This window comes from Vibrio sp. T3Y01, from assembly GCF_013114525.1.
GTDB lineage: Bacteria > Pseudomonadota > Gammaproteobacteria > Enterobacterales > Vibrionaceae > Vibrio > Vibrio chagasii_B.
In genome coordinates this window covers 1-15,352 of the sequence record NZ_VTXJ01000002.1, presented here as the reverse complement: position 1 = coordinate 15,352, position 15,352 = coordinate 1, and the positions used below count along the sequence as shown (strand labels likewise).

The 15,352-nt window shown below is 44.0% G+C and carries 12 protein-coding genes; 10 read left to right on the top strand and 2 right to left on the bottom strand.

Annotated elements, in window-relative coordinates:
• The first annotated feature begins 129 nt into the window (after positions 1–129).
• Positions 130–1,044: a LysR family transcriptional regulator gene (locus F0232_RS02565; protein ID WP_105058520.1), complete on the top strand. Its 915-nt coding sequence runs from the start codon at positions 130–132 to the stop codon at positions 1,042–1,044.
• 99 nt (positions 1,045–1,143) lie between these two features.
• On the opposite strand, the gene F0232_RS02560 is transcribed toward F0232_RS02565, so the two are convergent.
• Positions 1,144–1,983: a DMT family transporter gene (locus tag F0232_RS02560; RefSeq protein WP_253820275.1), complete on the bottom strand. Its 840-nt coding sequence runs from the start codon at positions 1,981–1,983 to the stop codon at positions 1,144–1,146.
• A 253-nt stretch (positions 1,984–2,236) separates the two neighbouring features.
• On the opposite strand from F0232_RS02560, the gene F0232_RS02555 reads away from it, so the two are divergent.
• Together F0232_RS02555 and F0232_RS02550 are read left to right on the top strand one after the other, a co-directional pair.
• On the top strand, positions 2,237–2,626 hold the full coding sequence (locus F0232_RS02555; protein ID WP_105058518.1) for a VOC family protein: 390 nt from the start codon (positions 2,237–2,239) through the stop codon (positions 2,624–2,626).
• Between the two features lie 41 nt (positions 2,627–2,667).
• Entirely contained in the window at positions 2,668–3,192 is a 525-nt protein-coding gene (locus F0232_RS02550) for a hypothetical protein (protein ID WP_105058854.1), read from the top strand.
• Positions 3,193–3,272: 80 nt separating this feature from the next.
• On the opposite strand, the gene F0232_RS02545 is transcribed toward F0232_RS02550, so the two are convergent.
• Positions 3,273–4,184 carry a DMT family transporter gene (locus F0232_RS02545; RefSeq protein ID WP_105058517.1) on the bottom strand — a complete coding sequence of 304 codons (912 nt, stop codon included), beginning with the start codon at positions 4,182–4,184 and terminating at the stop codon, positions 3,273–3,275.
• Positions 4,185–4,973: 789 nt separating this feature from the next.
• Between F0232_RS02545 and F0232_RS02540 the strand changes: the two genes are divergently transcribed.
• The 7 genes from F0232_RS02540 to F0232_RS02510 all read left to right on the top strand — a co-directional run.
• A complete protein-coding gene (locus tag F0232_RS02540) occupies positions 4,974–6,101 on the top strand; it encodes a hypothetical protein (protein ID WP_105058516.1) in 1,128 nt (375 codons plus the stop codon).
• A 63-nt stretch (positions 6,102–6,164) separates the two neighbouring features.
• The gene (locus F0232_RS02535; protein WP_105058515.1) at positions 6,165–9,857 is read left to right on the top strand and encodes an RHS repeat protein; all 3,693 of its coding nucleotides are present in this window, start codon (positions 6,165–6,167) and stop codon (positions 9,855–9,857) included.
• A complete protein-coding gene (locus tag F0232_RS02530; RefSeq protein WP_061032054.1) occupies positions 9,847–10,977 on the top strand; it encodes an RHS repeat-associated core domain-containing protein in 1,131 nt (376 codons plus the stop codon). The genes F0232_RS02535 and F0232_RS02530 overlap by 11 nt, the downstream gene beginning before the upstream one ends.
• A gap of 267 nt (positions 10,978–11,244) precedes the next feature.
• A complete protein-coding gene (locus tag F0232_RS02525; protein ID WP_105058514.1) occupies positions 11,245–12,684 on the top strand; it encodes a 6-phospho-beta-glucosidase in 1,440 nt (479 codons plus the stop codon).
• Between the two features lie 110 nt (positions 12,685–12,794).
• Positions 12,795–13,793, top strand: coding sequence for a LacI family DNA-binding transcriptional regulator (locus F0232_RS02520; protein ID WP_061032056.1), 999 nt, complete (start codon positions 12,795–12,797; stop codon positions 13,791–13,793).
• 249 nt (positions 13,794–14,042) lie between these two features.
• Positions 14,043–14,603 (top strand): sugar O-acetyltransferase, encoded by a 561-nt coding sequence (locus F0232_RS02515; RefSeq protein ID WP_061032057.1) that lies wholly within the window; start codon positions 14,043–14,045, stop codon positions 14,601–14,603.
• A 423-nt stretch (positions 14,604–15,026) separates the two neighbouring features.
• The coding region (locus F0232_RS02510; RefSeq protein ID WP_171750665.1) for an alcohol dehydrogenase catalytic domain-containing protein at positions 15,027–15,352 on the top strand (326 nt) is incomplete at its 3' end.

Sequence of the window (15,352 nt, the reverse complement as noted above, 5' to 3'; positions counted from 1 at the left end):
CAAAAAATAAAGTAAGCTTTATTTAACGTATCACGAACAGTGATGTGTTTTAGTTGTATTAAGGTATCGGTTCAGAATGAAACCTTGTCGTATGCTAAATACGGCCTCAAGCGAACATGGAGAGCTGCTGTGAGCGATATTGAAAAGCTAGACCTGAATCTACTAAGTGTGTTTTTAGAGGTGTACCGATTGAAGTCGATTACTTTGGCCTCCGAATCTCTTGGCATGACTCAACCTGGAGTGAGTGGCGCTTTGAAGCGTTTACAAGGTCAACTCGATACCGACCTCTTTATTCGCGAAGGGCGCGGGATCACGCCTACCAATGCGGCAGTGCAATTAGCGATTCGAGTGGAACCTGCCTTAGAAGGGATAACCAGCGCGGTCAGCACGCTAAAGCAGTTCGATAATCAGAAGCATCATGTGTTTCGAATTTTGGTTAACGAAATCGGTCTCAACAAACTTCAGCCTCTCGTTGAACGGGATAAGACCTTAGGCAATATCTCAATCGAATTTAACATGGTGCCGAACAACGAAGAGGAGTTGCTTCAAAGCTTGAGCATGCAGCAAGCGGATCTCGCGATCGATATTCATTACCCGCAAGTGAATGGCTATATGACAAAGCCAGTAATTGAAGATGAGCTAGTGCTAATAGCTCGAAAAGGTCACCCTAGAATCAATGGCTCGGTAACACAAGAGCAGTATTATGACGAAAAACACATTACGTTTCGGATGCGTCGAACTCGCCTATACACGGCAGAATACTTCACTAAAACGCCACTCAAGCAAAGGAAAGTGAGTGCAGAATGTGATTCGATCATGACCATGTGTGTATTGGTAGCGGGATCGGATTGCGTAGGCAGTACGTCACGTGATTTTGCTAATCAATTTGCGGAGACCTTCCAGCTACAAGTATTGGAACAACCATTCGAAATTGTTCCGATGCAGCAATACATGATCTGGCATAAAAGAACCGACTTGAATTCTGCCCATCAGTGGTTAAGAGATAAGGTTCAGCAATACATGAAGAAGTCTGAAAACAGCTGAATCTGAAGATAGAACTATAAAAACGGCCTCTAAAATGAGGCCGCTTTTGTTCTTGATTGTTCCACTTTTATTGATAATCAAAGTGAAATTATGCCGAACTTAGCTTGCTCGTTGGCGACGTTTTTGGCGTGCATTTTTGAACATCTGCGTTGGAGATAAACCGGTCACCAGCATGGTACCAGTGATAACCAAGATAGAGCCAACCACAGTATTAATGCCAATAGCTTCACCTAAGAACAAGTTACCCCAAAGGATGCCAAAAACGGGAATTAGAAAGGTAACTGAAAGCGCTGAAGGCGCACCAAGCTCATTGATGAGATTGAAATAAAGCAGGTACGCTAACCCGGTACATACTGCACCTAATAAGATGACCGATGTGGTAATCGTGAGATCGGGTGCCTCTCTCATTGGCATGAAAAACACAAAGGGTAATACGATTAACACTGCTGCCCACATGCTGCCGTGGGCATTGTTGAAAGCTTCAACCTTAGGTGCTGTTTTGGTGTAGTTAGACGCGATACCGTAGCTAAATGCGGCCATCACGGCTGCAAAGATTGGAAGAATGGCTTCTTGGCCAATATTGAATGCATCCCAACCAACCAACACGCTAACCCCAGTAACACCAACACCTAGCCCAAGTAATACCTTGCTCTCAAGTGCAGTTTTGGTCCATATAGCTCCAATGATTGCCGCCCATATCGGTGCGGTGGAGTTCAGGATCGCGAGGGTTGAAGCATTCAGTGTTTGAGCCGCATAAGCGAAACACAAAAAAGGAAGCGCGGTGTTAAACAAACCGAGAATGAAAAAGTGTTTCGAGTGAGCATTAAATGAGAGCTTTCTCTTTAGATAAAATGAAACCAAAAGTAGGGTGATTGCCGCGCATAAAACTCGCGCTTCAATTAGGACCGCTGGGCCTAAAGGATTGGCCGCAATTCTCATGAAAAGGAATGAACCTCCCCATATGGCGGCTAGCATTATCAATTTAAAATAGCTCACAGTTTAAATCTCGATTGTGTAAAACACCGACTATGGAGCAAAGCTAACTATTACACAAACTGAGATAGCAATATTGCGCAGCGACTGGGCGAAATGTCACCGATAAAATAGGAATGCTAATGGTACTTTCTGTTCTGTTTATCCTTCCTTATTTGGCGAGTAATCTAGTGTCATACGTAAACATTAGGTGATAAAAATGAAGATTGAACATATCGCGATTTGGACCAAACAACTCGAAGTACTTAAACGATTTTATGAAGATTACTTTGGCGCGACATCTAACCAGAAATACCACAATCCAACCAAAGGCTTTTCGTCTTACTTCTTGTCTTTTGAGAGTGGTAGCCGCTTAGAGATCATGGAAATGGACTCGGTTCCTGAATCGAAAGATGACATCTATGATCAATTCACTGGCTTCATTCATATGGCTATTTCATTGGGTTCAGAGCAAGCAGTAGATGAGCTTACTCGCCGCTTGGTTGAAGAGAGGTATGAACGCTTAGATGGTCCAAGAAGAACCGGTGATGGCTATTATGAGAGCTGTGTACTCGATCCTGATGGTAATCGCTTGGAACTTACCGTTTAATGTAAGAACTCGATTGAATGACTTACGGATTTGAGGGGGCAATGATGAAGCGAATTTTGGCTTTTGTTTTTAGTCTGAGTTTGATGGGATGTACGTCCTCAGAGCTAGCACAGGTTGATGCACCAGAGACAACAATCGAACCATCTCAACCGATTGGCTACCTTGGCTTTAAAGAGCATCAAGCGTGGGCTATCAAATTTAATGATTGTACGGTCTACGATCTAATCGGAGCTCAACCGTATCAATGGTTTGACCGTACTTCTGCGTCTGTAAGTTGTTATACGTTTAAGCCAAGCGATGCTATTGCACCTTTGCCTGTTTATTCTAGTGCAAGTTTTGAAAGCGAGCAGCTTACCTCAATTGAACGCTTTCAAGAGCTACAGGTGTCGGATTCTGGCTGGGGCCGTTTTCCTATTGTCTATGAGAAAAACGGTACCAATTGGCTAAGGGTTAAAGAAGGCTGGATTCATCTTACGCTCGCCGACCAGACGCTCGTCCAGTTCTATCCTGGTACTCAAGACCAATCGGCTAAATCACAACACGATCAGTATTTTGAGCACCATTGATAAACGAATGATCAATGCCCCTTGCTAAATGCGGTTTGGGGCATAAATAGTTAGCCGTTATCACCGAATAGTGACAGTTACTATTTCTGCTTCGCTTTGATGATAAACGGTAGGATGGCACTGAATAAAATCACGCTCGTACCGATCAAAGCGAGTGAATTTGGTAATTCCGCAAACAACAGAAAGCCTAGAACCATTGAGTAGATCATTTGTGAGTATTCGACATTTGACACCACGTTCGCTTCCCCCCATTTATAGGCTGTCACTCCAAACCACTGCCCGATAGAAGAGATCACACCGACCAGAACTAATAAAGCCAGTTCAGACCATGTCGGCCATTGCAATTCGATGATCGCTGGGATTAACGCAACAGCGCCAACAAAGATGGCTTGGTAGGCCAATACAACGGTTTTCGATTCTACATTCGCCATTTTCCTTACACAGATAACCGCAATAGCAGCACCTAATGCCGCGACTAATCCTGTTCCAACATAGAACATAGATTCGCTTTCTAAGGAGGGTTGTACGACTAACATCACTCCAGTAAAGCCAATTAGGATCGTCGTCATGCGAGCCCAACCAACGTTTTCTTTCAGGAATAAACGAGAGATAACTGCCACGAACAACACTTTCAGAAATCCTAATGCGGTTGCATCGGCAAACGGAATATTACTGACGGTTAAGAAGCTGAAGTAGAGTGCGATGAACGCTCCTGTGACACGCCATACATGCATCGACACCATTTTAGGGTGGAGCATTGCATCGATGTTGCTGATTATCGATGGCATTAATAAGGTCACAAAAACCAGTTGGCGAAATAGCAAGATCTGGAAAATATCAATGCTCTGGCTCAACTCGCGGACAATAACGCCGACTAATATGAACAGCGCATTTGAGATAAGCGCCAGTGCAATTCCTTTTGCTGGGTCGGACAGTCCGTCGAAAAATGAAAGCAGCGGACGAGGTACTGCGAAGGAACGATGAATAGACATAACACACCTCTTGATGAATGGGTGCTGAGCATAAAGCCTACACTGGTAGACGGGTCAAATAAGTTATCAAGAAAACTCTGATGAGTAACGGATAGGAATTAATGAATCTTTCATAAATTTAATTAATAGGAATGAGGTAAAACCATATAGATTATTTTTATCACGATAAACGAAAGTTTATTTTATAACTTAATGATGAAAATTAAATTTTGACAAATTTAACGAGACCTGAAGTTTACTCGATAATAAGTAAAGTGATGATTATATCCTCTTTATTTATATGGTTAACTTTCTATGAATATATTCTAAATTATAAAAAACGTTCTAAAATCATTGATATTATTAACATTAAGTGTGGGTATTGATGCGAGTGACAACAAATAAACATGCCGAATTTTGTAAAAACTAATCCTTCTTTGTTGTGGAGGTGAGTGATTACTTGAATATTGTTGAACTATTAACATTTAAGTCAATGTAAATCATTGTTTTATATTCGGATGGTTTGTAAGTTTGTTTTATGTCCTAGTTTGGCTTTTCAATATTTAGAAATTTTACATTGCTAAGGTGATTAATTAACTTGGCGCTGTCCGTTTAATCAATTAAATGGGTTGTAAGTAATGGTTATCGGAGTGGTCAATGGCGTTTACAAATTTGATGATGTGAACATTAAATAAGGCAAAGACCTTAAGATGATTTAATTATCAAAAAACTGTCATATCTAAAGATAACTGTGCTTTTTATTTAATTTCTTAACGAATAATGTTGAGGGTCAATACTATGAAGTTATCGATGAAGAAGTCATTGTTATTAGCAATGTCGGCGTGTGTTTTTTCTAATGTAAGTGTTGCTGCCATTAATGGTGATTATCATGTGGTCGACGATGATCTGACGGCTGATCATAATGAAAGCAATGGTGTACCAATGCCTTTTTATGCTAACGGAAGAATGCAGTCAAAACTCAGCGTTTCTGTTTCTTTTGCGGATAGTTACGGCAGACCAGTGACCGTATCTAAGAGTGACTTAGAGGGGGCGATATCTTTTTACCTAAAGAATAGTGGGCAGGAGTTAGGCAAAGATAAAGACTGCAGTTACGGAAGAGGTTGTTGGGGATACACGTTGAATCCAAATGACTACTCTCACCAAATGGGCAGCAGTTACGGTTACTCGAAAACCCTTCCTACGTCTCGTGTTTCAGCGAGTGATACTAAATTAACCGCTTGGGTGTATAGCAACGAAGTCGCTCAATATCGTGAAGTGTGTATGAAGGTTAAGTTCGATGCCGGAAGCCAGTATGACAACAATTACTACGATAGCTGTGCCTTCCCGAATGAAAGCAGTGCGTTCTACCAAAGCGTGCAGCCTAAGTCTTACAGCGCTGCTGATTTTTCTGAGCTTGGAGAAGGTGAGTTGGTGTGGGAAGAAGCCAACGCCGACGGGTTCTATTTTGATAAAGCAGAGATGCGTAACTTTTATGTGACGCCGAAAGATACGTCCGTTCAACTGGTTCAGGTTGCTATGGATAACTTTGACGAGTCGGATAGCGATAAAGTGTTCCTAAACGATGAATGGTTGGGCTGCTACTCAGATTGCCCAGACGATAATCGCTCTGTGAAAGGTTATATATTTGTTCCAGGTTCAGAGCGCAATGTCTCTGACGAGTATGTTTGGAATAGTGCTGCTGGTGAAGGCAGAACTGCTGTGTGGCGTGTGAACCAACAGTTGAGATCAGTGACTCTTAGCAAGCTGTTATATTCGAATAACGCAACATCAAACAACGATTCGCAAAAGGAGTACCGATTTACTGTATTTGACCAGTACGGTAACAAGGGACCATTGAAGCTTACTTATCCTCAAAGTGAATTTACTGGTGGTGGTCAGAAATGGGATTACACCCGTTGGACCCTAGTTAGCCAATAACATTCGAACAAAACAGAGTTAGCTCAACCATTTGGGCTAACTCATTCACTTTAGGGGAAATTTATGTCTAATTGGACTTCAAATGCTTTTAACTTTGATAGCTTTTGTTCGGGCGGCGTAGACCAAAGAACCAGAAGCTACTCATACCAAATCTTACTTGGCTCTCTTATTGGTAACTGGCTCAAGGGACCAAACCTCGACATCTCCATTCAATTCTCTCCTTACTCAGCCGACAACCTTGGTTTTGGTAAAGGCTGGAAGTTGAATCTCCCGAGATACGATATTGAAAACAAACAACTCTATCTGGCCAATGGACAATCCTATCGCGCCGAATTAAATGCCAATCTAGAAATGAGTATTCGCTACAAAAAGTTGCTCGATTTTTCGGTATCGTCTAGTGCGAATGGTTACGAAATTACTTATAAAAATGGCCGTACTGATATTCTAGATAAAGATGGCAATATCATTAAGGTAGTTCAAAGTAATGGACATGCTCTCTACTTTTCTTGGCTCAATGTTGGCGGCAAGAAGCGCTTGGACAAAGTTTGGGACGACAGAACAGATAAGCAAACGGCACTGCTGTGGGTTGAATATGTGAGCGCAGGGCGCATAAACATTTTTACCAATATTGGCAGCACCCATGAAGCCTTTTTTAGTCTTACGTTAAACAACAGTAAGCTGGTTCAATGCAATTTACCCGAGCGTGCGGGGAGTTATGGCTTTGGCTATCAAGATATTGGTTCGTACACGTTAATTGATGAAGTGGTCCATCCTTGCGGTTTGACTGAAAGGCTAAGATACCGAGCCGATGGTATTCGAATTAATTCGATGACCTATCTACCTGCGGTGACTGCTCATGATGTGCTGACTCTCAACTCTCCCATCATTACGACAACCTATGACAGCATTGGTACCGATAGTCGTAATTTTATGGGGTACGGATCGCCTGGTGGCGAGTTGAGCGAAGGGCTTGATAATTTGCTGGAGCGCGGCAGAGAGTACAGCTATCGCGTACAAAAAATTGAAAATGGCTCTATTGTCACTGCTCAAACCTACAACCAATTCCACTTACTTGTTGAAGAAGCTCGACACGTCGATGGCAACCTTGTTCATTTGAAAAGGTTGGACTATCCCGCCCTTGATAATCAAGAGTTTTCCGCTCAACCCGCTCAGTACTCATTGATCAGTAAAGAGGAGCAGATCTGGTTTTCTGGATCGGATAGCCAAGCTCAAAATAGATTCTGGGACTATGATGAATACGGCAACATGCTTAGATTTGTCGACGAGAATAGTATTACGGAACACTATGAATACTATGCTAAAAATGGTGAGACGGGCTGTCCGGCATCACCAACTGGCATGGTGAATTTCGTCAAGTCTCGCACGTTAGACAATGGCTCAGAACAAAGAGTGATCGCATACCAGTATGCTTCTCTAGCGGGTTTAAATGGTCAGCGAGACGTGGTGCTGAGCTTAGAAGAAGATACGCAACGCTACCAAACTCATTATGCCTATCAAACTGATACGCGTGATACCTATTCATTTAGTCGACTGGCTTCGGTGCAAAATGACATCCTTCATCCTAATGGTGTCTATTCTGCCACTTCGCGCTATCAGTATGCACTGGATAATGATGTCCTTGAAGAACACGAAGAACTGACTTGTCATGATAATACGAAAACCAACCTTGTTGTCGGTCACTACCTTGATATTGGCGAGTTAGCGCGACATGTCGACTCGGATGGTGTCAGTTGTTCATTTGCGTATGACACGCTGCGAAGAACCACCGAAGAGCGTATTGAAGGAAGTGCATCCCGTTCGTACCAATACCTTGTTGATACAGGTTTGAGCCGACAAACTCTGTTGTTAACAGACTGCAAAGGTAATTTGTGTGAACAGAGTTGGGATGGTCAAGGGCGAGAATTAGAAGCCAAGGTTGGCAACTCAGTCGTATGGACAAAAATGTACGATGCGTTCGGCAGACTACAAAGTAAGAGTACCTACGATGTACTGCCTGATCGTAATTCTAGATCGGCACCTGTGGTGCTGACCGAGAGCTATGAATACGATGACTGGGGGCAAGTTAAATCGACACTGCTTGCGAACGGAAAACGTCGCGTTGAATTTAACAACCTTGCATCGCGTAAGAAAACTCAGGGTATTGAAGGCTTAACTATGACGGTCAGCTCTCTGAACACTTGGGGTCTTGAAGACAAAAAAGAGCAGGGGATTCATAGCTGGGATTATGAGTATGATTCGTGGGGGAGACTGATCAAAGAAACCAACCCGCTTGCTCAATCTAAGCACTACCATTACGACCGATTTGATCGCGTGATTCGCATGACTCAAGCGAACGGTGTCGATCACGACATCACCTATGCTGAGCATACCGATCAGTCACAGGTTATAGACCTAAAGATTGGCGGGACAACGGTGGGGAAACGTGACATTGATGGCTTAGGGCGTCAGCGAACACTGCGACGCGGTGCGAGTACTCAAGCGGCGTTGAGTTGGTCCTACTCAGACAGCAGTAATATTCCTGAAACCGAAACTAGCTTGTCAGCGCCGGTGCGTAAGTTTACTCGCGATAGTCAGCTGGGTGTGTTGAGTGCGAAATCGTCTGATGGGCAGGTTGCTAACTATAGTCATGACCCAATATCCGGCTTGCAAACCGGGAGTCAAGATAATGAAGGCAATCAAAGTACCATTACCTATTCGTCGAAGGGGTTACCTGAAGTTGAGGTGAATGAAGGACAGATTCGTTACTACAGCTATTCGGATGGTGGGGTTATCGCTGCCATTGATGGCGACACGGATACTCGACAGTATGGTTATGATGAACTAGGACGCTTGGTGAAGCTGAGCTCAAACTCGACAACGGTTTATTACGAGTATGACGAGTTTGATCGTGTGATTGTCGAAACCTTGGTGTCTGGAAATCAAACTCAAATCACCGAGCTTGAGTGGGATGAATACAGTCGAGAAGTGAACCGCGCTATTGCCTTGAACGACCATTATATCTTTGAGCAATCACAAGAATATAACGCGCTAGGCTTGCTCGATTCTCGTACAAAAGAGTGTGCGACATTAGGCAACCTGACAGAAAGCTATACCTATGACGAGCTTGCTCAGCTTACTAAGGTTGAATTCTTTGGGACGGGACCTTTGAGTGATTGGGGACAGCCAATGACTTCAATTGAGTGGAGCTACGACGAGTTGGGTAACATGTTGACCCAACGTACATCGACGGCTGAATCTGAAGATTTTGCTCGTTATTTTTACGAGTCGGATGACCCTTGTCGGTTGACCAGTATTACTCACTCTCATCCACAACTGGATAGCCAAGTATCAATCGAGTACGACTTGAATGGCAACATGACTCAAGACGCGGATGGTCGCGTGCTCGAGTATGACAACTTCGACCGCCTACAACGCGTGTTTGCCGACAATACTGAATGGATTTACCACTATGACAGTAATGACCGACTTTCGGCTCAGCAGTCGCCATCTGAATCTCGCCAATTTAGCTATCTATGGGGTGACCTCTCAGCAATAGAGGAAAACGGCACACTGACTCAGTATATCTATCACGAAGGGGTCCCAATATGGTCAGAGTCAGGTTCGGATACAAACCTGTTAGCGACCGATCAAAATGGATCTGTCGTTGCCTCTAATACTTCAGGAAAAACGGGCTCAACGTACCGTTACTCTCCATATGGACAACGTGAGCAAGCGGGGAATGCAAATGAAGAATAAAGACTCGGTATTTATTACCCCACTTAATCGCCGTCAGTTTCTGATTAAAATTGGTCAAACTGCTGCAGTGGCTGGTGGCATATCCTTGCTACCGACTTCAGTTCGTTTAGCGATGGCGCAGTCGATGGCAATCTCTCACTCAGACATTGGCTTCAATGGTGAGTGGCTGGACCCTGTGTTGCAAGGTTATCACTTAGGTCAAGGCTATCGCGTCTACCAGCCTAAGCTGATGCGCTTCAATGCCCCCGACAGTTTGGCGCCTTTTAATGAGGGTGTTCATAATGCTTATGTGTATTGTCACAATGATCCTATTAATTTCACTGACCCAAGTGGCCACCTGAACATCAGCAAGATCTTGTTTGGTGCTTTTGGTGTGCTTGCAGGGATAGTTGGCATTGCATTGGCCGCGCCTACTGGTGGCTCAAGTTTAGTATTAGCTGCGGGCATCATCGGCGGTATTGCAGGAATGACCAGCGGTGCATTACAAATTGCGTCTGGTGTGATTGATGATGGGGACATTTCCCGCAAACTCGATATAGCGACGATCCCATTCGATATTATTGGTGTAGTGAGTGGTGGATATTCGGCCTATAAATCGGTTCAGAATCTGCGTTGGGTAAGAGCAGGTGGTGCTTTGGAAGATGTCACACAGCCAGGCCTAGGTTCTCGCTTGATGAATAAAATCAGACCTTCCGGTGAGTATAATGTGGCATGGGCCAATAAAACGAACCCAGCAATGCGAATAGGGAGTTCTGAGGGGCAGGTGATTGCGACCAGAATGACTCAGGGCGGCAAGACAATGACGTACACGCCTCCTCCGATTCATGGCGGCTACACTAAGATCCTCCTTGGGCAAGTAAAGGTGAGTGCACGAGGTTATACCATCTATCAAGGCATAATGACGGCGCGCTCGATTGGCAGTTTGGGCTGGTCTACTGTGAAAACGATACCTGGGCGATTAGATCAGGAAAAGTCATCAGCGGATAATATGGTAACCGAAGGTCGAAGTGTTAATCCTGCAGCGAAGAAGACTCAAATGTACGCGCTCGAAGAGACCAGACAGCGCATAAAATATGGTAATGAGGTTCAACAAATGATCCGTCAATTGCCATTGTCGTAGTCTGACCGACTCTTTTCTTTAACAACGCAAAGCCAGCTCAACCCACGTAGAGCTGGCTTTTTTGCATTAGGTGTTGGCGTTTTTGAATGTTATTCATCGCTTAAGAGTGCTTTTTTCAACCCCATCATGTGATCAAAAAAAGATCCAAAAAACTCTTGTTGAAACCGGTTTCAGGTTGTATCTTTGCTTTATTGAAATCGGTTTCAGAGCTGCGGTTGGCGTTCTAGTTCCGATCTTTTTCACGAATAACTTGTAGCGAGTAATGGTATGAACAACGAATTTCCGAACGATTTTTTATGGGGCGGTGCAGTAGCAGCGCATCAGTTAGAAGGCGGCTGGGATGCGAATGGTAAAGGTGTCAGTGTTGTTGATGTATTAACAGCGGGCGCTCATGGTGTACAACGTCGAATCACCAATGGCGTGATCGACGGCGAAAACTACCCAAACCAAGTTGCTGTGGATTTCTACCATCGCTATAAAGAAGACATTAAGTTATTCGCTGAGATGGGCTTTAAGTGCTTCCGCACCAGCATTGCGTGGACACGAATCTTCCCGAACGGCGATGAAGCTGAACCGTGTGAAGCGGGTTTGGCGTTTTACGATGACCTATTTGATGAGCTTCTGAAATACGATATTCAGCCAGTTGTGACGCTGAGCCACTTTGAAATGCCTTACCATCTAGCCAAAGAATATGGTGGTTGGATGAACCGAAAAGTAATCGATTTCTTTGTTAAATACTCAACCACAGTGATGGAGCGTTATCAGCACAAAGTGAAGTACTGGATGACGTTTAACGAGATTAATAACCAGATGAACACCTCGGCAGACATCTTCGGTTGGTTATGCTCTGGCGTGAAGTTCCCACAATGCGAAAAGCCACAAGAGGCTATGTATCAAGCGGTTCACCATCAATTTGTTGCGAGTGCCTTGGTGGTTAAAAAAGGTCACGAGATCAACCCAGATCTTCAGATTGGTGCAATGTGTGCGATGGTGCCTTTCTATCCTCGTTCTTCAAAGCCAGAAGATATCATGGTGGCGCAGCAAGCGATGCGCGATCGTTACTTCTTCTCAGATGTGATGGTTCGCGGTCATTACCCAAGCTACGCAAAACGTGACTGGGCTATTAAAGGCTTCAATATCGAAATGCAGCCTGAAGATGAACAAATCTTGAAAGAGGGTAAAGCGGATTACCTTGGCTTTAGCTATTACATGTCAAACACCTTGGACTCGTCTTCTCATCAATCGACAGAAGAAGCGATGGACGGTGGTCATGAAAACTCGGTAGAGAACCCATTTATCAAGTCGAGCGATTGGGGCTGGCCGATTGATCCAACAGGTTTGCGTTACTGTTTGGCGTCTCTTTATGAGCGCTATGAAGTGCCACTGTTTATCGTTGAGAATGGTTTTGGCGCGGTTGATACCATCGAAGAAGATGGCAGTATCAATGATGACTACCGTATTGCTTACCTTGGCGACCATATAAAAGAGATGAAAAAAGCCGTAGTGATCGATGGCGTTGACCTCATGGGTTATACCCCTTGGGGCTGTATCGATTTGGTGTCGTTCACCACCGGTGAGATGAAAAAGCGTTACGGTTTTATTTACGTAGACAAACACAACGATCAATCAGGCACACTTGAGCGTAAGCGCAAGAAGTCTTTTGAGTGGTACAAAGGCGTGATTGCATCTAACGGTGCCACTATTTAGAATGCCTCTTACTGCGTCGTTCTACGTAATATAAAGATACGCGCAATATGAACTAGCATTAAATTAGTCGGCTTATGTCGGCTAATTTTTTATATAAGGAAAAGAAGCAAATGGTCACAATGCTTGATGTCGCGAACCGCGCAGGGGTATCTAAGTCGACGGTTTCTCGTGTCTTAAACGGCAAGAATATCGTGCGCCCAGATGTGGTGAAAAAGGTATTTGATGCGATTCAAGAAACGGGCTATCGACCGAACTTATTAGCTCAGCAATTGGCGACCAAGAAGACCAATTTCATCGGCTTTGTGATCACCAATGAGCTGTTCAACGGTCCTTACTTCTCTTCTTTGATGTATCACGCGGCTTCTTACAGTGAAAAATCGAATCACCAATTGGTGATCACCGATGGCAAACACAGTGCTGAAGACGAAAGAAAGGCGATCAATTTCCTACTCGATATGAAATGCGCCGGCATCATCATTTATCCGCAATGTTTAACGGAAAGCGAGATCGCTCAGATCATCGAAAGCACGGATACACCGATTTTGGTGCTCAACCGGGAAATGCCTTCGAAGCCTGAGCATGCTATCACTACCGATCATTATCAAAGTGCTTGTTTGATGGTTGAACACATCATCGAGCAGGGGCATACAGAGATTGCGGTGATCCGCGGTAAAGCAGGGTCGTCGACCGATGAGCAACGTTATAAAGCCTATCAAGATGTGCTCACTCAGCATGGTATTGAGCTGAACGAGTCTAGTGTGGTTCAAGGCGATTGGACGATGGAGAGTGGTTACCGTGCCGCACAAGCTTTAGTAGAAAGTAAAGCAAGCTTCACTGCGATTCTGTCTGAAAACGATGACATGGCGATTGGTGCGATTAAGGCGTTAACGGAGCTAGGGTATTCATTACCTCAAGATATCTCTATCGTCGGTTTTGATAACAGCAAAGTGGGCGAGTTTTTAACACCAAGCTTAACCTCTGTGAGTGTCCCACTTGAGCAAATGACGCAAAAAGCGATTCTGCAAATCGTTGGAGATTCGGAACAATCAAATGCCATCGACACTACTGGCAGTCTTGTAATTCGAGATTCAGTTGCTCAGTGTACTTAAACGAAAATTACATCAATTTCATACTGGCCTTTGCTTAATAACAAAAACTTTTTATTGGTGCCATCTATGTGTTTCGTTTGTTGTACATGAATTTTAATGGGTCGTTCACTACAAATCGTGACAGGAAGCGCATCTCCGTAAGACTCTTAAAACCGCTCTTATTGTGAGAGGGAAAGATATGCGATATTGCGTTTTTTGGTCGATGTATTGACCATTACTGGGTAAGTAGTGTGGAAATCGGTAAATAACGTGAAAACAGAAAAACAGAAGATGTTGGCAGGTGAGCCTTACCTTGCTTGGGATGAAGAACTGTACGCAGAGCGGATCGAGTGTCGTAAGGTTCTTCAAAAGCTTAACAACAGTATTCCAGACAGTGACGAATGGCGCTATGCAATTGACACTCTAATTCCTGATTCTGAAGGCGCTTATTTAGAACCACCATTTCGCTGTGACTACGGCTCAAACATCAAACCGGGTAAGAACTTTTACGCCAACTTTAACTGTGTGATTTTGGATGTCGCGGAAGTAACTATTGGCGACAATGTGCTGTTCGCTCCGAATGTACAAGTGCTCACGGCAGGTCACCCATTGGATGTGAAGAGCCGTGTCGACGAAGGCGTTGAGTTCGGTACCCCAATTACCATTGGTGACAATGCTTGGATTGGTGCGGGCGTGATCATTTGCCCAGGTGTGAACATTGGTAAGAACAGTGTGATCGGTGCGGGTAGTGTGGTGACCAAAGATATTCCAGACAATGTGGTCGCAGTCGGTAATCCATGCCGAGTTTTGAAGCCAATTGATAATGAATAGTAGAACAACCAAATAGACAAAGCCCGAACTTAGATTCGGGCTTTGTTTTTTCTATTCTAGCTAGATGCTAGATGCTAGATGCTAGATGCTAGATGCTAGATGCAGCGACTTGCGGAGTCTGTTTCTTGTCTAGCAGACCACTGAATCGAGTTAATACAGTATCGAGTCAATGCGGTGTTCTATAAATCATCCTCGGTATCTAAGCGTATCTCTGCGTTTATCGATTTTATTCAGCCTAGGCTAAACCTTTGATTTACTGTTAGACGAAATTAGTCTTGCTATTGATTATTACTGATATGTAATAATTATTCTCATAAATATGGGATTATCAAACTTGATAGTCACACCTATACTAGCCCCAACAAAACGAGAGAGCGATAACAAACAAGCTTAACGTTGACTGACTAATATAGGAAATATCACATGACTATCGAAATCAAACCTGGTCAAACTCATATCCAATCTAAAGCTATGGTTGCTTGGAAAGCGGGCGAGCCGCTAAAGCGTGAAACGGTTGACGTTGAACTGCCAAAAGCTGGCGAAGTACTTGTTCGTATCGTTGCTACTGGTGTTTGTCACACTGACGCATTCACTCTTTCAGGTGACGATCCAGAAGGCATCTTCCCTTCTATCCTTGGTCACGAGGGTGGCGGTATCGTTGAAATGGTTGGCGAAGGCGTAACAAGCGTTGAAGTTGGCGACCACGTTATCCCACTTTACACAGCTGAGTGTGGCGAATGTAAATTCTG

Coding starts and splice junctions, on each gene's coding strand:
- F0232_RS02560 (WP_253820275.1), bottom strand. CDS start 1,983: ATGAGAATTGCGGCCAATCCTTTAGGCCCAGCGGTCCTAATTGAAGCG.
- F0232_RS02555 (WP_105058518.1), top strand. CDS start 2,237: ATGAAGATTGAACATATCGCGATTTGGACCAAACAACTCGAAGTACTT.
- F0232_RS02550 (WP_105058854.1), top strand. CDS start 2,668: ATGATGAAGCGAATTTTGGCTTTTGTTTTTAGTCTGAGTTTGATGGGA.
- F0232_RS02545 (WP_105058517.1), bottom strand. CDS start 4,184: ATGTCTATTCATCGTTCCTTCGCAGTACCTCGTCCGCTGCTTTCATTT.
- F0232_RS02540 (WP_105058516.1), top strand. CDS start 4,974: ATGAAGAAGTCATTGTTATTAGCAATGTCGGCGTGTGTTTTTTCTAAT.
- F0232_RS02535 (WP_105058515.1), top strand. CDS start 6,165: ATGTCTAATTGGACTTCAAATGCTTTTAACTTTGATAGCTTTTGTTCG.
- F0232_RS02530 (WP_061032054.1), top strand. CDS start 9,847: ATGAAGAATAAAGACTCGGTATTTATTACCCCACTTAATCGCCGTCAG.
- F0232_RS02525 (WP_105058514.1), top strand. CDS start 11,245: ATGAACAACGAATTTCCGAACGATTTTTTATGGGGCGGTGCAGTAGCA.
- F0232_RS02520 (WP_061032056.1), top strand. CDS start 12,795: ATGGTCACAATGCTTGATGTCGCGAACCGCGCAGGGGTATCTAAGTCG.